Consider the following 22,915-nt stretch of genomic DNA (forward strand, 5'->3'; position numbering starts at 1 on the left):
ATCCAAATTATATCATGCCTCAGTCTAATTGTGTAATAAAGGAAAGATTACATGAGCAAAATATTTTACTTACAAAAAGTAAGGTGATAAGATAATAAATGTAGAAATAATAAAGAATAGATTCTAGGAGGACATATCATGTCAGAAAACACATTTTTAAATTCATTAGCAAAACGTCGCTCTGTTTACGCAATCGGACGTAATACAGATGTTTCAGAAGAAGTAATGGCTGAAACAATTCAGCAGGCGGTGAAACTTTCTCCGTCAGCGTTCAATTCACAAACTTCTCGTGCGTTGATTTTGTTTGGAGATGCTAATCAAAAATTGTGGGCAATCGTCAAAGCTGAATTGAAAGCGGAAATGGATCGTCAAGGTGTGCCAGAAGAGGCTTGGAACAATACAGAAGCGAAGTTGAATAGCTTTGCAGCAGGTGTTGGAACGGCATTGATGTTTGAAGATGTGGATATTGTGAAAAATCTCCAAAATCAATTTCCACTCTATGCAGACAACTTCCCAATCTGGAGCGAGCAGTCAACAGGAATTGCAACGGTAAACGCATGGGTGGCACTTAGCGAACTTGGACTTGGTGCGAATTTGCAACATTACAACCCAGTCATTGACGAGGCAGTTGCAAAAGAATGGAATTTGCCAAGCCAATGGAAATTGCGTGGTCAATTAGTCTTTGGTAGTGTGGAAACACCTGCTGGAGAAAAAGAATTTATGAATGATGCTGACCGCTTTAAAGTGGTGAAATAATATAAAATTCCCCCGAAATCTTTTTTCCGGGGGTGTTTTTTTAAAGTTCTTGTGGTGTCAAATAGGTCTGTTGCAAATATTGATAAAGGAACATTAACTCATTATGTCCGTATTCAATATCCCAGTAGAACAATTTCACACCGGGGAAATCTTGTAGAATACTTGTTGTACTTGAAATGACCAAATCGTATTGATGAACATTTTCAGGTGCAAAATCTTCAATTTCAACGAAATTAAGAGATTTTAAGAACATTTTCAAGCGTTGTAAAAGAATTTGGTTGCGTTCAAGTGCAATTCCGACACGAATGACAGGAGATTTTCCTTGTTCGTAGTAATACGGCAACAAAAGATTCGTATAGCGACGAATCAAAGATTCTTTTGAGTTTTTAAATCGAGAGTACGTGTTAGAAGTAAACAATTTATCGAAGAAATCTTTTACTTTTGCGTGCAACTCTCTATGTGCGTCAGTAGTAGGATAAAGAGAGGTTCCTAATACTTCAAAGTCAGGAATACTTGAATTTAGCACATAATACGTGAAGCTAATATTGATAAAGTTTGCCATTAATAAATCTTCTGTTTCACGATCTAAATTGGTGAATAGATTTTCATTGACATAATACATAAATTTATCATTCATAATAGAGAGTGGATGATCTGAATGACGATTGCGGAAATCACGAATCGTTTGTTGCATATCCTCAGAATCCTTTTCACTATAATAAGGAATGAAATGTGTCAAGAATAAGAAGAAATGCGTTTCGGCAAGGCGGAATTTATCATCTAAACCGTCCATTTTTTTCAACAATACATTTTCATAGTAAGGATTGTTGTCGAAAAACGTTTTCCATTCTTTGTAATCTTTGACAAACTTCCCTTTTTTCACACGACTAGCGAAAATAGCGAAGAGATAGAACATTTCTTTTTTACCCAAATAATTGTTGCTCATACGCAAAACGTTTGGGTATTCTTTCATGATGTTTTCGACTTCCTCTTTCGAGATTTTGAAAGGCCAAGCAATATCACGCACGCCAATCCAGTATAAGTAGAATAAAGTCAAACGGATAAGCGTTTCGTCACCTACAATATCCAAAGGCGTGTAAGTAAATCTAATTCTATACTTTCTCAAAAATTTAGAGATAGCTGATAACTTACGTGAAACGGTAGAACGTGAAATATCATGTTTCAGACAGAAGTCATCAACAGTCATTTCTTCTCCATTCAAAATTTCCTGAATGAATAAAAATGGCACACTTCGTTGCAATAAGAAATAACGGTACTCGTCAATCCCTACGTCCAAATGGAATAAATTAATTTTTCCATTTCTTTCTAGCACCTTTTCATGCTCTGGATTGATTTGTTTCAAGTCCTCGTCAATGTCTGTTAAAAGTCCAACCATTTGCTGATAATTCAATCCATGAAGATCTGCGAAGAAATGTACTTGATAAATTCCTTCGGCATGGATGAACAGCGAACGATAGATGTGGAAGCGAGACATTGTCGGGTTGTCAAACATTAGTTGATCAAATAGCATAATTGTCCTCCTTTTGTCTAGCTACGAGGAACTGAAGTGTAGTAGCAAGTAAACGACACGGCTTACTACCCTAGATTCATAATGCCCCTCTTCGCTTTTTTTTTCACACTCGTGAGTAAAACTCACTATTTTTTTTACTTTTTTGTAAGATAAAAAGAAAAGCTTCACCCTCTCACCTCTATATTATAAGCAAACAATTTTAGAATTGCACGACTTTTCTAGCCGTTTTTTTAAAAAAATACAAAAAAATTGAAGAAGGAACTAAAAAATGTAAATAAATCAATAATAAACGTTTGATTTCAGGTCTTTCCTAAAAACTACGTTTAAGACAAAAAATATAATATTTCAAAGGAAATATATGGGAAATATTGAAAACTGACTTTTTTATTGAAAAGAATGATTTTTCATTATTTTTCTCGATTTGGAAAGAAATCGTAGGTTTTCCTTGAAAGTTCATAAAAAAATCGGCATAATAACAAATAGTGAAAAAGTGGCGGAAAGAACTTTATTGATTATCGAAGATGATATAATTTGCTGGAGACTGTTGAGAATGTGGAGGTGTGAAAGAACAGAAGAGAGCATTTTTCATTAAAGTAGAAGGAATGTAAGTTTGGGAAATAGGAAGAGATTCTATTGGAAGTGCGATTGAGAAAGGGATTATAAAATTATGGATAACAAATTAAAACTAAAAGAAACAATTTTTATAGGAAGTATGCTTTTCGGCTTGTTTTTTGGAGCGGGGAATTTGATTTTTCCTGTGAATATGGGACAAAATGCGGGAAGTAGTGTAGGGCTTGCAAATATTGGGTTTATTCTTACGGCGGTAGGATTGCCGTTTTTAGGTGTGCTTGCTATGGGTGTGACAGGTGTTGGTGGTGTGCATGAGCTTGCAAGCAAGGTGGATAGAAGATATGCGGGTGTGTTTACAGCATTACTTTATCTATCTATTAGTATTTTCTTTGCTGCACCAAGACTTGCGACAACGTCATTTACGATTGGTGTTGCACCATTTGTTTCTAAAAATAATCAGCAAGTAGCGTTGGCAATTTTTTCATTTGTTTTTTACACACTAGCGTGGTTGCTTGCGAGAAATTCGGCAAAAATTTTGGTTGTTGTAGGGAAATTTTTAAATCCAATTTTTTTGATTTTATTGAGTAGTTTACTTGTAATGGTCTTTTTAAAACCGCTTGGTGTCCTAAATGGTGTAAAGGTGCAACCAAACTACGAGCTTTCGCCATTTTTTGAGGGCTTTAAAGCAGGGTACAATACGCTAGATGCTCTTGCGGCACTTGCATTTGGGATTGTGGTCATTTCTACTATACGACAATTAGGAGTGAAAACAAAAACCGCTGTTGCAAAAGAAGTGCTGAAGAGTGGGATTGTCGTGATTATTTTGATGAGTGTCATTTACACTGCACTGACTTATGCAGGAGTGCTAAGTCTTGGGAAATTTTCATTGAGTGAAAATGGAGGAATTGCTCTTGCCGAGCTTGCGAATTACTATTTAGGACTTCCGGGGGCGATTTTGCTTGCATTTATCGTTACAATAGCGTGTTTGAAAACGGCAGTTGGGTTGATTACGGCTTTTTCTGAGGCAACGGAGGAAATGCTCCCAAGTGTTTCTTATAAAAAAGCGAGTATTCTTGCGGCAGTTTTGCCAGCGATTTTTGCTAATGTTGGTTTGTCGGCGATTATTAGTATTGCCGTACCTGTTTTGATGTTTTTATATCCTTTAGCGATGACGTTGATTTTGCTTGCATTGCTTGAGCAAGTGATAGGGTATAAAAAAGAAGTGTATGTCTGGGTGACAATATTCACAAGCGTAACGGCTCTTTTTGATGCTCTCAATGCTGCAACAGCATTGAAAGAAGTAGAGTTTGTAAAAGGGATTTTGTCGATTGCGAAACATCTTCCATTTTTCGATATGGGAATGGGGTGGATTGTTCCGTCGATTGTAGGACTTTTCATTGGTCTTGCTCACGCACAACTTTCACCAACGGGAAAAACTGTAAAAGAATGATTTCACAAGAAAATGTAAAGCAGGGGATTGATTTCCTCTGTTTTTTAAGCGGAGAAATTGGCGGAAAAAGGGAAATATGAGAAAATTATCAAATTACGTGGGAAAATAATTTACAAGTAGAAATGAATTTGCTACACTAAAGGTATTAGTTTAGAATAGGAGTGAATGGACGGTGAAAAGGGCATGCGGGACAATGTAATTCCATTGAATAATGAACATACGATACAAAAAAATAAAGAGAATATGAAACAAAGAAAAAAAGAAGTGTTCAAGCGTCGTAGAATTGCGGTTATTTTTGTGCTTGCAATGGTTCTTTTTACAATTCCAAGTATTCGCCTATTTGAAGCCTACAATGAGCTTGTAAGTAATCAAAGTGAATTTGCAAAAGCTATCTCAGAGCAAAAAGAGTTGAAAAAAGAGAAAGCGAAAGCAGAAAAACAAGTGAAACTTTTACAAGACGATGAGTATGTAGCAAAAGTAGCTAGAAGTAAATATTTATATTCTAAAAAAGGGGAGGCAATTTATCCAGATTTAGCACCCTTTTTAACAGAAAATAGATCAAATGAGGGAAAGTAAAAATAGGTGGAGGAAAATTTTTTCATGTCAGTTGAAGCAGGACAAAAACTTCAAGGGAAAGTGACGGGAATTACCAATTTTGGTGCATTTATTGATCTCGGAAAAGGGAAAAGCGGTTTAGTACACATTTCACAAGTTTCCAATAATTTCATAGAAAATGTTAACGAGGTATTGAATGTAGGCGATGAGGTAAAGGTGAAAGTGCTAAGTATTTCAGATGCGGGCAAAATTAGTCTTTCGATTAAGCAAGCTGAAGAAGTTCCAACGAAAAAGCAATTACCTGCAAAAGAAAAAAGAGAGCCAAGAAAATTTGAACGTTCAAGAGAGAAAAAAAATGTTTCAAAGCAAAACTTTGATAACAAGCAGGATTTTGATTCCTTGATGAACTCTTTTTTGAAAACAAGTGACGAACGTCTAGCAAGTCTTAGAAGAAATACAGAGGGCAAGCGTGGCGGTCGTGGTGGTCGCAGAGGTTAAAGGCAAGCATATGAGTGCTTGCTTTTTTGATAAGGCGAGGTAGAAAATGAAAATAGAAAAGAAATTCTTTCAACATTTAAGAAAGGGAAGTTTTTTTAAGGAACACGAGAAAATCCTTGTCGCATTTAGTGGCGGAGGAGATTCTGTTTCTCTTGTGCAACTTTTGTTGAGTGTACAAAATGTCTATCATTTGGATATTCATTTGGCATATGTCAATCATGATTTGCGTAAAACGTCACTTGAGGAAGAACGGTTTGTTCGCCAGTTTGCAAGTCAATACAATTTACCACTCCATGTCAAGAAGTGGCAGGAAGGGAAAAAATTAACAAGCGGTATAGAAGTTTCTGCTCGCAATTTTCGCTATGATTTTTTTGCAGAATTGCTTAAACGTGAACATTTTACCAAACTTTTGACCGCACACCATGCAGACGATTTGACGGAAACGATTGTGATGAAACTGATTCGTGGTTCTCATTTTTTTCGTTTGTCCTCGCTTTCTGAGCGTAGAAAATTTCAACATTCGGAGTTGATAAGGTTGCTGTTGCCTTTTTCAAAGTCGGAGTTAGAGGAGTATTTACAGGAAAAAAATCAACACTTTATTTTTGATGAAAGCAATGAAAGCTCGAAATATTTCCGAAATCGTGTGAGAAATGAGGTTTTGCCTTTTATCAAAAAAGAAAATCCTGCGTATGTTCAGGCGATGAATAATTTTTCTAAGACAAATGAGTATTTACGACAATTTTTGCAAAAGACGGCACAAGGATTTTTCAAAGAAAATCTAAAGAAAAATACTTTGTCGGGTTTGAAATTTCTTTCTCGTGAGGAGCGGTTTATTTATCTTATGATGTTTTTTGAAAATCGCCTAGAAATCAATAAACATCAGCTTGAGGAGACGTTGAATCTCTTGGAGGGGAAACAATTTCCAAAGGAAGTTCAATTAACGAATGGAAACATCCTTCAAATTCACGCAGATAATGTGACAATTTTATAGGATTTGATTGAGTAAAATTAACTATTTTGATAAAATAGAAAATTAAGGGCACCTCTAAAAACTCCGTTTTTTTAATTTCCTTATGTTTTTTAGAGGTATGCTTTATCAAAATTGAAAAATGTGTATTCAATTTTGACTATCTGATAATAATAGCTCGCCAAGTGTGAGAAAATATGGAAAAGACTTTGAGCATTGCGAAAGAAAGGAAAGTAGAATGAAAAATTTAGATCAATACATTGAGAAAGTTCTTTATTCAGAGGAAGAAATTAAACAAGCTGCAAAACGTTTAGGAGCAATTTTGACGAAAGATTATGAGGGGAAAAATCCACTTGTGATTGCCGTTTTAAAAGGTGCAGTTCCTTGGTTTGCAGATTTGACACGTGAAATTGATACGCATTTGGAAATGGATTTCATGGTAGTTTCTAGTTATCACGGGGGAACTTCGTCATCTGGTGAGGTGAAAATTTTAAAAGATTTGGATACAAATGTTGAGGGACGTGATATTCTTTTTGTCGAGGATATTATTGATACAGGGCGAACACTCCGCTATCTTGTTGATTTGTTCAAATATCGTCAAGCAAATTCTGTGAAAATCGTGACACTTTTAGACAAGCCTGAAGGACGTGAAGTCGAAATCGAGGCTGATTATGTCGGTTTTAACGTGCCAAACGAATTTGTCGTAGGTTATGGTTTGGATTATGATGAAAATTTCCGTAATTTAGGATATGTCGGTGTGTTAAAGGAAGAAGTTTACAAAAAGTAAAATGTCTATTAAATGGATATACATTAAAACGAAAAAAATAAAGACAAATTTATTTGAATAAAAAAAGTAGCTCTATTTTCCAACAAAAAAGCTATTTCATGTTAAAATAATAAAGCAGTGACAAAAAGTGCGAGAGAGGAGTATTACATGGATCCTAAAAAAAGCTCAGGATTTTTGAAAAATTCGTTTTTCTATATACTGGTAATTTTAGCCCTAGTCGTAGTGGTGCAGTATTTCTTCAAGAGCAGTAGTACGACAACAAAAGAAATTAATTATTCAACATTTATCGAACAACTAGAGGACAAGAAAATTGATAATTTTTCTGTTCAGCCTGCTGGCGGTGTATATGTTGTCAAGGGTGAGTACAAAGAAGAACAAAAAATTAAGAGTGCCAATGATTTCAAAGTTTTTGGCTCAACAAAACAAGCGACAACGAAAAATTTTTCCACGGTCGTCTTACCAACTGATTCTACAATCAAAGAGGTAGAAAGTGCCGCAAAAAGTAACGAGGCAAAAATTGAAGTGAAACAAGAAAGCTCGAATAGCATTTGGTTGAATTTGGCGATTAGCCTGTTGCCACTTGTTCTGCTCGTTTTCTTCTTCTACATGATGATGGGACAAGGTGCCAATCAAGGTGGCGGCGGTCGTGTGATGAATTTTGGGAAAGCCAAAGTCAAAGAGGCAGACAAAAAAGCCAACAAAGTACGTTTTTCTGACGTAGCAGGTGCTGAAGAAGAAAAACAAGAACTTGTCGAAGTTGTAGAATTTCTAAAAGACCCACGCAAATTTTCAGCACTTGGTGCTAGAATACCCGCAGGTGTCTTGCTTGAAGGTCCTCCGGGGACGGGGAAAACGCTGCTTGCCAAAGCTGTTGCAGGTGAGGCGGGCGTGCCGTTTTACTCAATTAGTGGTTCGGACTTTGTAGAAATGTTCGTTGGGGTTGGTGCTAGTCGTGTGCGTGATTTGTTTGACACAGCGAAGAAAAATGCACCAGCGATTATCTTTATTGATGAAATTGATGCCGTAGGTCGTCAACGTGGTGCTGGTATGGGTGGCGGTCACGATGAGCGTGAACAAACACTTAACCAATTGCTTGTTGAAATGGACGGTTTTGATGGAAATGAAGGAGTCATCGTCATTGCCGCAACCAACCGTAGTGATGTACTTGACCCAGCTTTACTTCGTCCGGGACGTTTTGACCGTCAAATTTTGGTAGGTCGTCCTGATGTGAAAGGTCGTGAGGCAATCTTGCGAGTGCACGCGAAAAACAAACCACTTGCTGATGATGTAGATTTGAAAGTTGTTGCTCAGCAAACTCCAGGTTTTGCTGGTGCGGAGCTTGAAAATGTGTTGAACGAGGCAGCACTTGTTGCCGCTCGTCGCAATAAGTTAAAAATTGATGCTAGTGATATTGACGAGGCAGAAGATCGTGTAATCGCAGGACCTGCGAAGAAAGATCGTGTGATTTCTAAGAAAGAGCGTGAGCAAGTCGCTTATCATGAGGCGGGGCATACGATTTGTGGACTTGTGCTTTCCAATGCACGAGTTGTGCATAAAGTAACAATCGTTCCACGTGGTCGTGCAGGCGGATATATGATTGCTTTGCCAAAAGAAGACCAAATGTTGCTTTCAAAAGAAGATATGTTTGAACAACTTGTTGGCTTGATGGGTGGACGTGTGGCAGAAGAAATCGTCTTTAACTCACAAACAACAGGAGCAAGCAATGACTTTGAACAAGCGACGCAAATGGCACGTGGCATGATAACAGAGTATGGTATGAGTGAAAAACTTGGACCTGTTCAATATGAAGGCAACCATGCAGTATTCTTAGGTCGTGACTACGGTCAAGGAAAAGGATATTCTGAGCAAGTAGCTTACGAAATTGACCAAGAAGTGCGTTCGATTTTGGTGGCAGCTCACGATAAAGCAAAAGAAATTATCGAAAGTAATCGTGAAAAACATAAGTTAATCGCAGAAAAATTACTTGAGTTTGAAACACTTGATGCAGCACAAATCAAATCTCTTTGGGAAACAGGTGTAATGCCAGCAACAGATGAAAGTGAATTTCCAAGTGAAAAAGCATTGACCTTTGAAGAGGCAAAAGCTGCTTTAGAGAAAAAAGATGAAGAAAAACAAGAACTAGAAAAATCTGATGAACAAACTGAAGAAATTTCTGGTGAAGAATAAAAAATTAAGACTTTACACGGAAGTGTGAAGTCTTTTTAATAGAAAAGCGAAGAGTGGCGTTTTGAAGTCTGCAACAACCAAACATAGTGATTGTCGCTTTCTGCTTATAAAATTCCTTGAATTTCCTTTATCGCCCGTTCATAGTCAGGTTCATTTGTCATCTCAGGAACAATTTCTTCATAAAGAAGGACTCCTTTAGTATCTATAACAAATGTCGCCCGTGCGTCAACGTTGAGAGTTTCGATATAAATTCCGTAATTTTTCCCGAAAATTCCTTCGCTGTCAGATAAAAACTCCAAATTTTCAATGCCTTGAGCAGCACACCAATGTGTAAAATCCTCTGGCTTGTTGGTAGAAATGGTAATGAAATGTATATCTTTTATTTTGCCAATTTCTTGGTTAAATCTCGCTGTTTGGATAGAACAAACAGGTGTGTTAATATCTGGAACAACTGAAATCAAAAGCGGTTTGTCGTTTAATTCGGTTAGTGAAATGTTTTCACCTTTTGTATTTTTCAAGGTAAAATTAGGAGCTATTTCCCCGATTTTAACGGTGTTTCCTGAAAGTTCATATTTTACCTCGTTGTGTCTTGTGATAAACATATTATTTCTCCCTTCTTTGCGTTCTAGTTTTAATATACGGTGAATTTGGAAATAAGACAAAGAATCTGCTCATTTGAGTGATAGAAAATTCAATAATTTTTAGTGGAAAAAAATTAAAAAAAATTCGCTCAAGAATGCTCATTTTCCTTGAAATCAAAAGGAAAACGTGGTATTCTCGTAAAAATAAACTTAACAAAGGTGGAAAAATTAATGTCTAACTGGGAAACAAAGTTTTTGAAAAAAGGCTACACATTTGATGACGTATTGCTAGTGCCAGCAGAAAGCCATGTCTTGCCAAATAACGTGGATATGAGTGTTCAATTGGCAGATAATATTAAGCTAAACATTCCAATTTTGTCTGCTTCTATGGATACGGTAACGGATAGCAAAATGGCAATTTCACTTGCACGTCAAGGAGGACTTGGTGTTATTCACAAAAATATGTCGATTGAGCAGCAAGCGGATGAAGTGAAAAAAGTGAAACGTAGTGAATCAGGTGTGATTATTGATCCGTTTTTCCTTACACCTGAAAACCCTGTTCAAGAAGCGGAAGATTTGATGAAAAAATACCGTATTTCTGGTGTGCCAATTGTTGACAGCCTTGAAAATAAAAAGTTAATCGGCATTATCACCAATCGTGATTTACGTTTTGTGGAAGATTATAGTGTGTCGATTGATAGCGTAATGACAAAAGAAAATCTGGTTACTGCTCCTGTTGGAACGAGTTTAAAAGATGCAGAAAAAATTCTTCAAAAACATAAGATTGAAAAATTGCCAATTATAGATGCTCAAGGTCGTCTTTCTGGTTTGATTACGATTAAAGATATTGAAAAAGTGATTGAGTTTCCAAATGCGGCAAAAGACGCTCATGGTCGCTTGCTTGTGGCGGCGGCTGTCGGAGTGACGAGTGATACGTTTGAGCGTGCAGAGGCGTTGTTTAATGCAGGTGTGGATGCGATTGTTATTGATACAGCTCATGGACATTCTGCGGGTGTATTGCGTAAAATCTCAGAAATCCGTGCAAAATTCCCAAATCAAACACTGATTGCAGGAAACGTTGCGACGGCAAGTGGTGCAAAAGCGTTATATGATGCAGGGGTTGACGTGGTGAAAGTCGGAATTGGACCGGGGTCAATTTGTACGACACGCGTGGTTGCAGGTGTAGGTGTTCCGCAAATTACGGCGATTTATGATGCAGCAAGTGTTGCTCGTGAGTATGGAAAAGCGATTATTGCTGACGGTGGAATCAAGTATTCAGGTGATATTGTCAAAGCTCTAGCAGCAGGTGGTCATGCGGTTATGCTTGGGAGTATGCTGGCAGGAACAGATGAGTCTCCGGGCGAATTTGAAATTTACGAAGGTCGTAGATTTAAAACGTATCGTGGAATGGGGTCTCTTGGAGCCATGCAAAAAGGCTCTAGCGACCGTTATTTCCAAGGAAGTGTGAATGAAGCGAATAAACTTGTCCCTGAGGGAATCGAGGGACGTGTGGCATACAAAGGAAGTGCCGCAGATATTATTTTCCAAATGATTGGCGGACTAAAAGCTGGTATGGGCTACGTTGGAGCAGGCAACTTGAAAGACTTACGTGAAAATGCACAATTTATCGAGATGAGTGGTGCAGGTCTTAAAGAAAGTCATCCACATGACGTGCAGATTACAAAAGAAGCACCGAACTATTCTTATTCTTCAAGATAAACATGAGTTTTTAGAGTCAATATATTTTCTAACACGAGTAGAAAATGTATTGACTTTTTTGCATAGAACAAAAGTGTTTCCTCATAGAAAAACACAAAATATTATATCTTCAAATCGTCTCTTAATTTTTTAAGAAATGAAATGAGGAGTTTCAAGGTATGAGATTATGTTTGTATAATGAAAAAAATGCAATGAAAAAATAATTTAAGGTAGATTTATTTAATGGAAGATAAAAAGAATAGACATAACAAATGACGAGAGTAGTAAATACGGAGGAAAAATAAAAAAACTAACTTTTGTAAGCGTTGATACTGCCAGTTTTCAAAGGTTTTTGCGAAAATGAAAGGAAAATTTTTTAAACAAATAAATAACAAATAAAAAAGAAATAAGATGAGAAAGAGTCTTATTTTTTGTCGATTTTGCTTTTTTAAAGTCTCTTTTTGTAGAAATATTTCTTGCAAAAAAAATGAGAAAGGGGTAGAATTTTTATGTTCTTATAAAATTCTTTAGTTTTTGCTATCTCTTTTCTACGCTAGTTTTGAGTGATTGCAGAGGGCGAAATATTGCGAATATTTGGCTTGGAAAATGAGCGATTCATTAAAAATAGTGGAGTGGAAAAAAGAAAAGAACAGAGAAATAGAAGTGAATGTATGCGTGTTTTGCATACAAAAACTAGACTAGGAGGAAACACAATGAGCGTTGGAATCATCATCGCAAGCCACGGTGAATTTGCCGATGGTATCAAGCAATCTGGCTCTATGATTTTTGGTGAGCAAGAAAAGGTTGTTTCTTGTACTCTTATGCCAAGTGATGGACCAGAACAGCTACGTGCGAAAATGGAGGATGCAATTGCATCATTTGCTCCAGAGGACGAGGTTTTATTCCTTGTTGACCTTTGGGGAGGCACTCCATTTAACCAAGCAAATGGAATCTTTGAGGAAAATCGTGAACGCATGGCAATTATTGCAGGGTTGAATCTGCCTATGCTTATCCAAGCATATACAGAGCGTTTCAATCCAGATGCGAAAGTTGCGGACATTGCCGCAAACATCATCAAAGAGGCAACAGAAGGAGTACGTGTACGTCCTGAAGAGTTGCAACCAAAATCTTCTGCTCCAGCAGAAAAGGCAACTGTTTCAAATGCAGGTCAGCCGGGAGAATTTGAGTATGTGTTGGCTCGTATTGACACACGTTTGTTGCATGGTCAAGTTGCAACAGCGTGGACAAAATCTGTCAAACCTACACGTATCATTGTTGTCAGTGATGCAGTAGCAAATGACAATTTGCGTAAGAGTTTAATTCAACAGGCGGCACCTCCGGGAGTAAAAGCACACGTTGTACCTGTTGAGCAAATGATTAAAATCGCTAAAGACAAAGAGCATTTTGGTGGGCAACGTGCGTTGCTATTGTTTGAAACTCCACAAGATGCACTTCGTGCAGTTGAAGGTGGCGTTCCATTGAAAGAAATCAACGTTGGTTCAATGGCACACTCGCCGGGGAAAGTACAACCAAATACCGTTTTGGCATTTGATCAAAACGACATTGATACATTTGCAACATTAAAAGAAAAAGGTGTTGCCTTTGACGTCCGTAAAGTTCCAAGTGATTCACGTGGAAATATGGACGATATTATCAAAAAAGCGCAAGCCGAGCTTGCAAAACAGTAAAAGGAAAATGGAGGATTTATCATGTCAATTATCTCAATGGTATTGATTGTAGTCGTTGCCTTTTTAGCTGGTATGGAAGGAATTTTAGATGAATTTCAATTCCACCAACCACTTGTGGCTTGTACGCTAATCGGTTTGGTGAGCGGACACCTAGAGGCAGGAATCGTGCTTGGTGGAGCTTTGCAAATGATTGCACTTGGTTGGGCGAATATCGGAGCAGCAGTAGCACCAGATGCAGCACTTGCTTCAGTTGCAGCGGCAATTATTTTAGTAATGGATAAAAATATCGAAGGAAAAAGCATTGGTGAGCTTGTGACTTATGCACAAGGAACCATTTTGCCAGTAGCGGTAACACTTGCCGTTGCAGGTCTTTTCTTGACAATGATTGTGCGTACACTTGCAGTGCCAATCGTTCACGGAATGGATGCAGCAGCAAAAGAAGGCAATTTCCGTAAAATTGAAGTTTTACAAGTTGTAGCAATTTGTATGCAAGGGGTTCGTATCGCAATTCCAGCAGCACTTATCTTAGCAGTTGGTCAAGAAAACGTAACAAATCTACTTGGTATGATGCCAGATTGGTTGTCAACAGGTATGGCAGTCGGTGGTGGAATGGTCGTAGCCGTAGGTTACGCAATGGTTATCAACATGATGGCAACGAAAGAAGTATGGCCTTTCTTTGCGATTGGTTTTGTCGTTGCGGCAATCACACAAATTACACTTATTGGTTTAGGGGTTCTCGGTGTGGCATTGGCGTTGATTTACTTGAACCTTTCTAAAATGGGTGGTTCATCTAACGGCGGTGGAGCTTCAGGAGGAGATCCTGTTGGCGACATCATTGACAACTATTAAGAAGGAGGCGTCAAAAAATGGTAGAAAAAATTACTTTAGATAAAAAAGATCGTTTGGCTGTTGCGTGGCGTTCTACTTTCATTCAAGGTTCTTGGAACTATGAACGTATGCAAAATGGTGGTTGGGCATTTTCAATGATTCCAGCTTTGAAAAAATTATATTCTTCAAAAGAAGATCGTGCAGCAGCATTGACACGTCATTTGGAGTTTTTCAACACTCACCCTTATATTGCAAGTCCAATTCTTGGTGTAACGCTTGCCCTTGAAGAAGAACGTGCAAATGGTGCTGAAGTAGATGATGTAGCAATTCAAGGGGTAAAAGTCGGAATGATGGGACCTCTTGCGGGGATCGGTGACCCTGTATTCTGGTTTACGGTTCGTCCAATCCTTGGAGCATTAGGAGCAAGTCTTGCACTTGGAGGTTCAATCATTGGGCCGTTGATGTTCTTTGTTTTGTGGAATGTTATTCGCTGGGTATTCATGTGGTACACACAAGAATTTGGTTATAAAGCAGGTTCTAAAATTACAGAAGACCTTTCTGGTGGTTTCTTGCAAGATATTACAAAAGGTGCAAGTATTTTAGGGATGTTTGTACTAGCAGCTCTTGTAGAGCGTTGGGTAAGTGTACCGTTTGCGGTGAAATTGCCAAAAATTTCATTGTCAGAAGGAGCGTACGTTGATTGGAGCAAACTAGACGAAGGTTCTAAAGGAATTGAAACAGTTATTCGTGAAGTTCAATCAGGTCTTTCACTAGAAAACTTCAAACAACAAACGTTACAACAACAATTAGATGCGTTAATTCCGGGGTTAGTGCCTTTACTTTTAACACTTCTATGTATGTTCTTATTGAAGAAAAAAGTTTCACCAATCGTTATCATCGTCGGATGTTTTGTGGTTGGGGTACTTGGACATTTAGCTCATATTTTTTAAGGTATCCTAAAAGTGTAGTCGTTTGATTGCACAATCTGGGGCTTTTCATGAACAATGAGGGCCTCAGATTTTTCTGTTTAAAGGAGTGGTAAAATGGTAGAATCAATTAATACAAAGGTAGAATATGCAGGGAAAGGTACGAGTTTCTTAGGTCTTGGAGAGTATGGAAATATTCTGATCGGAGACAAAGGATTTGAATTTTTCAACACTCGAAATGTCAATGATTATATACAAATTCCGTGGGAAGAAGTTGATATTGTAGTGGCGAGTATTCTATTTAAAGGAAAATATATCCCTCGTTTTGCAGTGGTGACGAAAAAGAACGGCACGTATTCCTTTGCCTCAAAAGAGCCAAAAGTAGTTCTAGCACGTATTCGTGATCACATTGGCAATGAAAGAGTGTTACGCAGTCTAAGTGCCTTTCAAGTAACTAAAAACGGACTTTCTGCCCTATTAAAACGACTGAAAAAATAACGACAGCTCTAAAAAATCAGCCGCTTTTCTCTTTACAGAAGAATAGAGAAAATTTATAATAGGTTTAGAAGTCCACGCTGGATTAGCTCAGTTGGTAGAGCAACGCACTCGTAACGCGTAGGTCGCAGGTTCGACCCCTGTATCCAGCATATTAAAAGAGCCTTGGAATGTGAGTTTCAGGGTTTTTTAGGTTTTAAAGATAGCTTTATCAAAAGAGGAGGGGACACGTTGGAATTAAGGGTGCCTCTAAAAACATTGTTTAAGTCGAAATTAGATAACTTTCCGATTTTTTGTTTAGCTACGAAGTGTAGCAGTAAATAAACGGCACGGTTCACTGCCACAGACTTCAAACCGCCCCTTTCCGCTTTTCTGTGTCTAGCTACGAGAGGCAGGAGTTTGGTCGCTGTTCGCAACGTCGCTTGAAACTTCGTTTCAATGCTAGTCTTTCAAGAATCTTTGATTCTTAGAAAGACTGTATGCGAAACAAAGTGTAGCAGTAAATAAACGACGTGGCTCACTGCGACAAACTCCTAACCGCCCCTCTTCGCTTTTCTTTTTTAATAACTTCCAAATTCTCGAAAATATTGAAAATCCTTTCTTTATAATGTTTTCAAGGTTGTTTTCAATAAAACTGTTTAGAAATGATTAGCGAGAATAAAAAATAGGGTATAAACTAAAAGTAAATCCAAAGAAAAGTGGTATGTCTTATGGAAAATGCACGAAAAGACTGCACGAAGAAAAATAGTAATCAGGAATACAAGAAAAATCAATTATCGCACTATTTTAAAGAACTCTATGGATTTGATAAGAAGTTTTTTGAGGATTTACTGATTGAAAAAAACAAGGCTAAGTAATTGCTTAGTCTTGCTTTTTTTCGATTTTAAGGGCACCTCTAAAAACTCACGCTTACCCAAAATTGCTAGTTTTCCGATTTTCTTCGTCAGTCTCCTCAACCTTGTCTAGCTCCGAAGTGCAGGAGTTTGGCAACTGTTCGCAGTGTCGCTCGAAACTAAAGTTTCGAGTAAATAAACGACACGGCTCACTGTTGCGAACTCCTTAACGCACTTCTTCGCTTTTCTATGAACCACATAGCTTTCGTCGATTTCCTTGAAAATCGAAAAACTAGCTAATTTTGGTTTAACCGGAGTTTTTAGAGGTGCCCTTAAATTTTTCGTTCAAACGGGTCGCTTGAAATGCCTTTTTCTAGCACAAGTTTTGCGTATTCTTGTGCGGAAAAGAGTGAATGGTCTTTGTAGTTGCCACATTCTTTTGCAGAAACGGCAGGAACGCTTGAGGTAGTAACGACAAGCTCAAGCACTTTTTTTAACGCATCACGCACTTGCTCGGTAGAATAATTTTCCCACAAAATCATATAAAATCCTGTGCGACAGCCCATTGGTGAAATATCAATAATGCCTTCTAGCTCATCTCTTAAATTGGTAGCAAGCAAATGTTCCAACGTGTGAACGGCAGCAGTAGGCAATTCAGCCTCATTTGGCTGTAAAAAGCGTAAATCGTATTTTGAGATCTTCGTCCCATTATGCTCCTCGCTTCCTGCTAAACGAACGTAAGGAGCTTTCACTTTTGTGTGATCAAGCAAAAAACTTTCAACTTGTGCCAAAAAAATCCCTCTTTTCTAGTTATTCAACACGCTAATTATAAAGGAAAACAATAGAGAATACAAGTTCTTACAAATTTCTCGGTTTTGGGGTATAATAGCATAGACGAACTTTGACTACGTTATATAGAAAAAGCAAAACAATCAGAGTGTAAACAATAGTTGCACTCAATAGAGAGAGGTAAAGAATGAGTAAAATCAATATTATTCCGTTGGCTGGTGTACGTGAAAACGGGAAAAATATGTATGTGTTAGAAGTAGATGAAAATATTTTTGTATTAGATGCAGGGTTGAAATATCCTGAAAATGAACTGTTAGGGATTGATGTAGTGATTCCAGATTTCACGTATTTGGTGGAAAATAAAGAGCGTGTGGCAGGTGTGTTTTTAACGCATGGTCATGCAGATGCGATTGGTGCGTTGCCATACTTTTTGGCAGAAGTAGATGTGCCAGTTTTTGGTAGTGAGCTAACGATTGAGCTTGCAAAATTAAACGTTGAAAATTATCCTGAAACCAAAAATTTCCAAGAATTTCACGTAGTGGATGAGAATACGGAAATTGATTTTGGAACGGTTGAGATTTCATTTTTCAAAACAACACATACGATTCCAGAATCTTTAGGGATTCAAGTGAAAACAGAAGACGGAAGTATCGTTTATACGGGAGATTTTAAATTTGACCAAGGTGCGATTCCAATGTATGCGACAGATTATGCTAGACTTGCAAACATTGGTGCAAGTGGTGTTTTGGCATTGCTTTCGGATTCGTCAAATGCGGAAAATCCTGCTCAAGTGGCAAGTGAGCGGGAAATCGCCGAAGAAGTGGCGGAAGTTATCGCTTCTTGGGAGGGTCGCATTATTGTTGCCAGTGTCGCAAGTAACCTTGCACGTATTCAGCAGGTGTTAAAAGCGGCATGGCGTGTAAACCGTAAGGTTGTTATGAGCGGTGTTGATTTGGAGAGAATTGTTCGGACTGCTATCCGATTGGGCAAAATTGAAGTACCAGATGAAAAAATGTTTATCACGTATAAAGAAATGAAACAATATGCGGACAACGAAATTTTGATTTTGGAAACAGGTCGCATGGGTGAGCCGATAAAATCTCTTCAACGTATGGCGAACGGACAACATAAGAATATCAGTATTCAAGAAGGAGACCTTGTTTACATTGTAACAACTCCGTCAATTGCCATGGAAACGGCTGTGGCAAAAGCTGAAGATATTGTCTACCGTGCAGGCGGTATTGTGAAAATGATTAACGAAAATCTTCGTGTATCAGGTCATGCCAATCCAAATGATTTGAAATTGATGTTGAATTTGCTTAAACCGCAATTTTTAATTCCAGTTCAAGGAGAATATCGTCAATTGCTTGCTCATGTTGAGCTTGCTCAAGAAATCGGGATTGATGAAAAACGTACCTATATTACACGTCGAGGAGACGTGCTAAGTTATGATAAACGTACCAACCGCTTTATTCCAAATAGTAGCGTACCTGCGGATAATGTGATGATTGACGGTTTAGGTGTAGGGGATATTGGCAATATTGTTTTGCGGGATCGTAAGATTTTGTCAGAAGACGGGATTTTAGTAGCTGTGACAACAATTAGCAGACGTGAGAAGAAAATTATCTCCAAACCACAAGTTACGAGCAGAGGATTTGTGTACCAACGCACAAGTCGTGACATTTTGAAAGAAAGTAGTAAAATTGTCGAGGAAGTGCTGGAAAAACACCTAGATAAAAGTGATTTCGAGTGGGGAATGCTCAAACAAGACATTCGTGACCACCTAGCAAGATATTTATTTGAACAAACAAAACGCCGTCCTGTTATACTACCTGTTATTATGGAGGGGACACCAAAGAGGAAATAATGAATAGCACGCATGAACGAAAAATCATGCGTGCTTATTTTTTCTTCTGAAGAAACGTGGGAATGACTTATCCTTTCACTCCGCCAGCAGTAATCCCTTCGACATAGTATTTTTGCATGAAGATAAAGAGAATCGTAATTGGGATTGCAATCAATACACAACCAGCAGTAAAAGTCATAAACCAGTTGTTAATTTTATCTGCTGACACCATTGTAAAGAGTCCAATCGCAACAGTATATTTTTGCGTTTGGTCTCCTAGGATAACTTTGGCAAAGATAAAGTCCATCCATGGCCCCATAAAACTCATAAGAGCGGTGTAAACGATGATTGGCTTAGAAAGTGGCAAAGTAATTTTAAAGAAAATATCTGCCTTTGTCGCTCCGTCAATCATTGCCGACTCATCAAGTGAATAAGGAATGGTGTCGAAAAATCCTTTTGCAATATAAAAACCAAGAGCAGAGCCTGCTGAGTACACAATAATAAGTGCAATCAATGTTTGGTCTAAGTTGACTGCTTTTAAAATGTAATAAATCGCAATCATGCTCATAAATCCGGGGAACATATTCAAAACTAACGCAAGTTTTAAGAAACGGTTGCGGAATTTGAATTTAATCCGAGAAAGTGAGTAAGCCATTGCCATGGTGATAAAGGTTGAAAGTACCATTGTGCAAAGTGCTACAAGCAACGTATTCATAAACCAACGAGCAAATGGAAAACTATCATTCGTAAAAAGTTTTGCATAGTTAGCAAATGTAAAGTTTTTTGGAATGATATAAGGTACTGCCATCGCTCCTTCGCCACGCAGACTCGTCATGACAATCCAAAAAATTGGAAACAGCCAAATCACAGCAAGAACGGCAAGAATGATATAAACGATTGCTAAATTGATTGTTTTTTGTTTTTTCATTAGATTGCCCCGCCTTCCTTGTAAGATTTTGTGCGTGTATAAGCAAGCAAGCTAAATACTGCTGAAAGTGTAAAGATTAAGATACCGATAACCGAAGCGATGTTGTAATCAGCCGCTTCGACTGTTAGTTTAAATAGCCATGTGACAAGTAAATCCGTTTCTCCTGCTTGGTAGAAAGTGGAGTTTGTAGGTCCTCCGCCTGTCAAGAGATAAATAACGTTGAAGTTATTAATATTTCCGATAAATTGCTGAATAAGCGTTGGGGTCATAATCAGCAAAATTTGCGGAAATGTGATAGATTTGAAAATCTGGAATTTGTTTGCTCCGTCAATTTCCGCCGCCTCGATTTGCTCTGTTGGCAAGTTTAGAATGATACCAGTTGAAATGAGCATGGTAACAGGAATCCCCACCCACATATTGACGAAAATAATGGAGAATTTTGCCCAAGTTCCGTCAGAGAGAAATGGCAATGGCTGGGAGATTAAGTGTGCTTTTTCCAGCAAAGTGTTCACAGGTCCCCAGTCAGAAAGCATATTTCTCATGATTAAGAGTGAAACGAATTGTGGTACAGCCATGGTGATGACAAACAACGTCCGCCACATTTTTTTGAATTTCAACCCTTTTGTGTTAATCAATAAAGCTAAAATAATACCAAAGAAGAAATTGGTTACTGTTGCAAATACTGCCCAAATGAGCGTCCATGTCAAAAGAGGAATAAAAGTTCCAGCCATACGTCCTGCGAAAATATTTCCAAAGTTGGAAAGACCTACCCAATCGAACAAATGTTTAGGTGGCAAATGACTATGGTCGTAGTTTGTGAAGGCAAGTAAAATCATATAAACCAAAGGCAAAATGGTCAAGCATAGTACGCCAATCAGCGGAATACTCATCAAAGTCATGTGAAAACGACCGTCTGCAAGAGTTTTAAAGTCTTGAATGATTGTCGGTGCTTTTTTCTTTTCTTTGCGTAAAAGGAAGATTTTACGATTTGCTTTCAATCCGCACCAAAATACATAGACATACACTAAAGTGAAAATAACAGAGGCAAGCCCGAAAATCATCAAAAGCATGGAATTGTCTCCTTCTTGAGCAATCTGCATTTTGATACCGTCTTTTACGACTTCCTTGATTCCTTGTGTTTTCGTTCCTAATGTAATCAATCCCTGAACAGCAGGAATGACTTGTACGAAAAATGTAAGGAAAAAGAGAATTTCTGCAACGAGAAAAGCCAAGCCTTTTACAAATTGTTTGGCACGTAAATTATTCAAACCGCTAATCAAGAACGAAAGTTTTGTAAAGACATCTCCCTCTTGAAAAACGGTTTTCATTGAGATTTGTTCATCTAATAATTTCTTATCCATGATACCAGTCCTTTCAAGGAAATTTTGTTGCTATGGATACCTCTAAAAACTCATGATTATCCTAAAAAGCTTACCTATAAAATCAGCAAATCAAGGCTTAATTAAAATTTTTAGAGCTACCCACCAACCATTTTTTTCATAAACTACCTACTTTTTTACAAAATTATTCATGCTCATTCTCGTGCATAAGTTTTTTATGCACGAGAGCGAGAATGATTTTACTTTTTACTTTTTATTTTTGACCAGAAATATCTTTCATCAATTGATCTAATTTCGCTTGGAATTGGTCAGCTTTGATTTTTCCGTTGAAACTATCGCTCATTACAGCGGCAGATGAAGTCCAGAAGTTTGTCATTTCAGGAATTTTTGGCATAACTACGGAATAAGCAGGGTCGCTCATTTTTACAACTGCTTGAGCCATTTCGTCATTTTTCACATAATCAGCCTCTTGGATTGCCTTGACAGAAGGTACGATATTGCGTGTTTTGTCTTTAAATTGCATTTCTTGCACTTTATCGCTTGATAAGTAATCTGCAAGTTTGTATGCAGCAGCAATTTGCTCAGCATTTCCGTTTGCAGCCGCTTGGTTTACTGCGTACAATTTCACGCCCAAGAATGATTTTTGTTGCACTTCTTGTCCGCCAATTGTTACTTTTGGATAAACAGCAATTCCAAGTTTGTCTTCGCCACCGACTGCCTCAACGGCTTTGTCTTTATCCCAAGGACCAGATTCAAATGAGGCAATCGCACCGTTTTGGAATTTAGAAATTGTGTCGTCACCCACATTTACAAATCCTTTATTGTTTGCCTGATCAGCAATCCATTGAAGAACTGCTACACCTTTTTCATTGTTCCAGTTCGTGCCGTTTGCATCTTCTCCGTTTTCACCAAACAATGTGTCGCCCACGCTCATGAACAAAGGTCCAAACTGATAAGCGTTCACTGCTTTAAGGTTGGCACCGAAAGTTGCTTTAGAAGTAATATTTTCATATGTTGCAACATCTTCAGCAGAAAGTTTTTCTTTGTTGTAGAAAAGAACTTGTGACTCGATTCCGTAAGGGAATGCGTAAGTTTTTCCTTTGTATTCTGCACCAGAAGCGGCATTTTCTGTATCATCTTTTTTGATTTTTTCAGTGTATTGCTCTGGGATTTCTTGGATTACTCCACTGTCTACCAATTGACCAAGTTGGTCATGTGGCATAGAGAAAACGTCAGCAGCTTTAGAAGGATCTTTTTTCACGTTTTCTTGAGCTTTAGCATCTTCCGTTTCGATGACGTTGACTTTTACTTTAGGATTTTCTTTGTTGAAATCAGCAAGAGCTTTTTCATAGAATTTTTTAGAGTCGGTTGTTACCCAAAGTTTAACAGTTGTTTTGTCGTCGCTACTTGCTTTGTCGTCTTTTTTCTCATTGCTACCACAACCAGCAAGAGCTACGGCACAGGTTGAAAGTACGATACCACCTGTAAGGATACGTTTAAAATTGTTGTTCATGTTGTTTTTCCTCCTACGAAAAAATGTATTATGTTTGACTACGCTTACATTATGCAATCGTTTGCGACAGATGTCAAGAGAAAAGTAAAAGAAATTTAAAAAATATATTTTTTTCTTTATAAATTGGTCTGGAAAAATAGTAGGTATTT

The 22,915-nt window shown here is 37.9% G+C and carries 21 protein-coding genes and 1 tRNA gene; 15 read left to right on the forward strand and 7 right to left on the reverse strand.

Features of this window, described 5'->3' with window-relative positions:
- Positions 1-138 precede the first annotated feature (138 nt).
- Positions 139-756 carry a nitroreductase family protein gene (locus B5D30_RS05145; RefSeq protein ID WP_078806966.1) on the forward strand — a complete coding sequence of 206 codons (618 nt, stop codon included), beginning with the start codon at positions 139-141 and terminating at the stop codon, positions 754-756.
- 40 nt (positions 757-796) lie between these two features.
- Here B5D30_RS05145 and B5D30_RS05150 read toward each other — a convergent pair whose 3' ends face one another.
- A complete protein-coding gene (locus B5D30_RS05150; RefSeq protein ID WP_078806967.1) occupies positions 797-2,287 on the reverse strand; it encodes a helix-turn-helix domain-containing protein in 1,491 nt (496 codons plus the stop codon).
- A 667-nt stretch (positions 2,288-2,954) separates the two neighbouring features.
- Here B5D30_RS05150 and brnQ point away from each other — a divergent pair.
- The 6 genes from brnQ to ftsH all read left to right on the forward strand — a co-directional run bounded on the left by brnQ (position 2,955) and on the right by ftsH (position 9,301).
- Positions 2,955-4,307: a branched-chain amino acid transport system II carrier protein gene (brnQ, locus tag B5D30_RS05155; RefSeq protein ID WP_078806968.1), complete on the forward strand. Its 1,353-nt coding sequence runs from the start codon at positions 2,955-2,957 to the stop codon at positions 4,305-4,307.
- A 183-nt stretch (positions 4,308-4,490) separates the two neighbouring features.
- Positions 4,491-4,883 (forward strand): septum formation initiator family protein, encoded by a 393-nt coding sequence (locus tag B5D30_RS05160; protein ID WP_159443214.1) that lies wholly within the window; start codon positions 4,491-4,493, stop codon positions 4,881-4,883.
- A 24-nt stretch (positions 4,884-4,907) separates the two neighbouring features.
- Positions 4,908-5,360: a S1 domain-containing RNA-binding protein gene (locus B5D30_RS05165; protein WP_078806970.1), complete on the forward strand. Its 453-nt coding sequence runs from the start codon at positions 4,908-4,910 to the stop codon at positions 5,358-5,360.
- Positions 5,361-5,406: 46 nt separating this feature from the next.
- Positions 5,407-6,351, forward strand: a complete 945-nt coding sequence (gene tilS / locus B5D30_RS05170; protein ID WP_078806971.1) for a tRNA lysidine(34) synthetase TilS — start codon at positions 5,407-5,409, stop codon at positions 6,349-6,351.
- 214 nt (positions 6,352-6,565) lie between these two features.
- Positions 6,566-7,114 carry a hypoxanthine phosphoribosyltransferase gene (gene hpt, locus B5D30_RS05175; RefSeq protein WP_078806972.1) on the forward strand — a complete coding sequence of 183 codons (549 nt, stop codon included), beginning with the start codon at positions 6,566-6,568 and terminating at the stop codon, positions 7,112-7,114.
- Between the two features lie 147 nt (positions 7,115-7,261).
- Positions 7,262-9,301, forward strand: a complete 2,040-nt coding sequence (gene ftsH, locus B5D30_RS05180; protein WP_078806973.1) for an ATP-dependent zinc metalloprotease FtsH — start codon at positions 7,262-7,264, stop codon at positions 9,299-9,301.
- 104 nt (positions 9,302-9,405) lie between these two features.
- On the opposite strand, the gene tpx is transcribed toward ftsH, so the two are convergent.
- A complete protein-coding gene (gene tpx / locus B5D30_RS05185; RefSeq protein ID WP_078806974.1) occupies positions 9,406-9,903 on the reverse strand; it encodes a thiol peroxidase in 498 nt (165 codons plus the stop codon).
- A 210-nt stretch (positions 9,904-10,113) separates the two neighbouring features.
- Here tpx and guaB point away from each other — a divergent pair, with 210 nt between their 5' ends.
- The 7 genes from guaB (at position 10,114) to B5D30_RS13530 (ending at position 16,374) form a co-directional block, all read left to right on the forward strand.
- Entirely contained in the window at positions 10,114-11,601 is a 1,488-nt protein-coding gene (gene guaB, locus B5D30_RS05190; RefSeq protein ID WP_078806975.1) for an IMP dehydrogenase, read from the forward strand.
- 692 nt (positions 11,602-12,293) lie between these two features.
- Positions 12,294-13,268, forward strand: a complete 975-nt coding sequence (locus tag B5D30_RS05195) for a mannose/fructose/sorbose PTS transporter subunit IIA (protein WP_078806996.1) — start codon at positions 12,294-12,296, stop codon at positions 13,266-13,268.
- A gap of 21 nt (positions 13,269-13,289) precedes the next feature.
- A complete protein-coding gene (locus B5D30_RS05200) occupies positions 13,290-14,117 on the forward strand; it encodes a PTS mannose/fructose/sorbose transporter subunit IIC (RefSeq protein WP_078806976.1) in 828 nt (275 codons plus the stop codon).
- 17 nt (positions 14,118-14,134) lie between these two features.
- The gene (locus B5D30_RS05205) at positions 14,135-15,046 is read left to right on the forward strand and encodes a PTS system mannose/fructose/sorbose family transporter subunit IID (protein ID WP_078806977.1); all 912 of its coding nucleotides are present in this window, start codon (positions 14,135-14,137) and stop codon (positions 15,044-15,046) included.
- A gap of 93 nt (positions 15,047-15,139) precedes the next feature.
- On the forward strand, positions 15,140-15,520 hold the full coding sequence (locus tag B5D30_RS05210; protein WP_078806978.1) for a DUF956 family protein: 381 nt from the start codon (positions 15,140-15,142) through the stop codon (positions 15,518-15,520).
- Between the two features lie 76 nt (positions 15,521-15,596).
- Positions 15,597-15,669 (forward strand) — tRNA-Thr (locus B5D30_RS05215).
- 558 nt (positions 15,670-16,227) lie between these two features.
- Positions 16,228-16,374, forward strand: a complete 147-nt coding sequence (locus tag B5D30_RS13530) for a hypothetical protein (RefSeq protein WP_159443215.1) — start codon at positions 16,228-16,230, stop codon at positions 16,372-16,374.
- A gap of 105 nt (positions 16,375-16,479) precedes the next feature.
- Here the strand turns inward: B5D30_RS13530 and B5D30_RS14270 are convergent, their stop codons facing one another.
- Together B5D30_RS14270 and B5D30_RS05220 are read right to left on the reverse strand one after the other, a co-directional pair.
- Entirely contained in the window at positions 16,480-16,608 is a 129-nt protein-coding gene (locus B5D30_RS14270) for a hypothetical protein (protein WP_268802094.1), read from the reverse strand.
- Between the two features lie 74 nt (positions 16,609-16,682).
- Positions 16,683-17,141 (reverse strand): S-ribosylhomocysteine lyase, encoded by a 459-nt coding sequence (locus tag B5D30_RS05220; protein WP_078806979.1) that lies wholly within the window; start codon positions 17,139-17,141, stop codon positions 16,683-16,685.
- Between the two features lie 185 nt (positions 17,142-17,326).
- On the opposite strand from B5D30_RS05220, the gene B5D30_RS05225 reads away from it, so the two are divergent.
- Positions 17,327-19,006, forward strand: a complete 1,680-nt coding sequence (locus B5D30_RS05225) for a ribonuclease J (protein ID WP_078806980.1) — start codon at positions 17,327-17,329, stop codon at positions 19,004-19,006.
- 67 nt (positions 19,007-19,073) lie between these two features.
- Here the strand turns inward: B5D30_RS05225 and B5D30_RS05230 are convergent, their stop codons facing one another.
- From B5D30_RS05230 to B5D30_RS05240, 3 genes are all read right to left on the reverse strand, one after another.
- The gene (locus tag B5D30_RS05230) at positions 19,074-19,913 is read right to left on the reverse strand and encodes a sugar ABC transporter permease (protein WP_078806981.1); all 840 of its coding nucleotides are present in this window, start codon (positions 19,911-19,913) and stop codon (positions 19,074-19,076) included.
- Positions 19,913-21,241: a carbohydrate ABC transporter permease gene (locus B5D30_RS05235; RefSeq protein WP_407675493.1), complete on the reverse strand. Its 1,329-nt coding sequence runs from the start codon at positions 21,239-21,241 to the stop codon at positions 19,913-19,915. Before B5D30_RS05235 ends, B5D30_RS05230 begins: the two co-directional genes overlap by 1 nt.
- A 265-nt stretch (positions 21,242-21,506) precedes the next feature.
- Entirely contained in the window at positions 21,507-22,766 is a 1,260-nt protein-coding gene (locus B5D30_RS05240) for an extracellular solute-binding protein (protein ID WP_078806983.1), read from the reverse strand.
- Between the last annotated feature and the right edge of the window lie 149 nt (positions 22,767-22,915).

The sequence above is a fragment of the Pilibacter termitis genome (assembly GCF_900167335.1).
GTDB classification, from domain to species: Bacteria; Bacillota; Bacilli; order Lactobacillales; family Streptococcaceae; genus Pilibacter; species Pilibacter termitis.

What these genes read in the sequence shown, in the direction of transcription:
- B5D30_RS05145 (WP_078806966.1), top strand. Translation starts at nt 139, where the DNA reads ATGTCAGAAAACACATTTTTAAATTCATTAGCAAAACGTCGCTCTGTT.
- B5D30_RS05150 (WP_078806967.1), bottom strand. Translation starts at nt 2,287, where the DNA reads ATGCTATTTGATCAACTAATGTTTGACAACCCGACAATGTCTCGCTTC.
- brnQ (WP_078806968.1), top strand. Translation starts at nt 2,955, where the DNA reads ATGGATAACAAATTAAAACTAAAAGAAACAATTTTTATAGGAAGTATG.
- B5D30_RS05160 (WP_159443214.1), top strand. Translation starts at nt 4,491, where the DNA reads ATGCGGGACAATGTAATTCCATTGAATAATGAACATACGATACAAAAA.
- B5D30_RS05165 (WP_078806970.1), top strand. Translation starts at nt 4,908, where the DNA reads ATGTCAGTTGAAGCAGGACAAAAACTTCAAGGGAAAGTGACGGGAATT.
- tilS (WP_078806971.1), top strand. Translation starts at nt 5,407, where the DNA reads ATGAAAATAGAAAAGAAATTCTTTCAACATTTAAGAAAGGGAAGTTTT.
- hpt (WP_078806972.1), top strand. Translation starts at nt 6,566, where the DNA reads ATGAAAAATTTAGATCAATACATTGAGAAAGTTCTTTATTCAGAGGAA.
- ftsH (WP_078806973.1), top strand. Translation starts at nt 7,262, where the DNA reads ATGGATCCTAAAAAAAGCTCAGGATTTTTGAAAAATTCGTTTTTCTAT.
- tpx (WP_078806974.1), bottom strand. Translation starts at nt 9,903, where the DNA reads ATGTTTATCACAAGACACAACGAGGTAAAATATGAACTTTCAGGAAAC.
- guaB (WP_078806975.1), top strand. Translation starts at nt 10,114, where the DNA reads ATGTCTAACTGGGAAACAAAGTTTTTGAAAAAAGGCTACACATTTGAT.
- B5D30_RS05195 (WP_078806996.1), top strand. Translation starts at nt 12,294, where the DNA reads ATGAGCGTTGGAATCATCATCGCAAGCCACGGTGAATTTGCCGATGGT.
- B5D30_RS05200 (WP_078806976.1), top strand. Translation starts at nt 13,290, where the DNA reads ATGTCAATTATCTCAATGGTATTGATTGTAGTCGTTGCCTTTTTAGCT.
- B5D30_RS05205 (WP_078806977.1), top strand. Translation starts at nt 14,135, where the DNA reads ATGGTAGAAAAAATTACTTTAGATAAAAAAGATCGTTTGGCTGTTGCG.
- B5D30_RS05210 (WP_078806978.1), top strand. Translation starts at nt 15,140, where the DNA reads ATGGTAGAATCAATTAATACAAAGGTAGAATATGCAGGGAAAGGTACG.
- B5D30_RS13530 (WP_159443215.1), top strand. Translation starts at nt 16,228, where the DNA reads ATGGAAAATGCACGAAAAGACTGCACGAAGAAAAATAGTAATCAGGAA.
- B5D30_RS05225 (WP_078806980.1), top strand. Translation starts at nt 17,327, where the DNA reads ATGAGTAAAATCAATATTATTCCGTTGGCTGGTGTACGTGAAAACGGG.
- B5D30_RS05230 (WP_078806981.1), bottom strand. Translation starts at nt 19,913, where the DNA reads ATGAAAAAACAAAAAACAATCAATTTAGCAATCGTTTATATCATTCTT.
- B5D30_RS05235 (WP_407675493.1), bottom strand. Translation starts at nt 21,241, where the DNA reads ATGAAAACCGTTTTTCAAGAGGGAGATGTCTTTACAAAACTTTCGTTC.
- B5D30_RS05240 (WP_078806983.1), bottom strand. Translation starts at nt 22,766, where the DNA reads ATGAACAACAATTTTAAACGTATCCTTACAGGTGGTATCGTACTTTCA.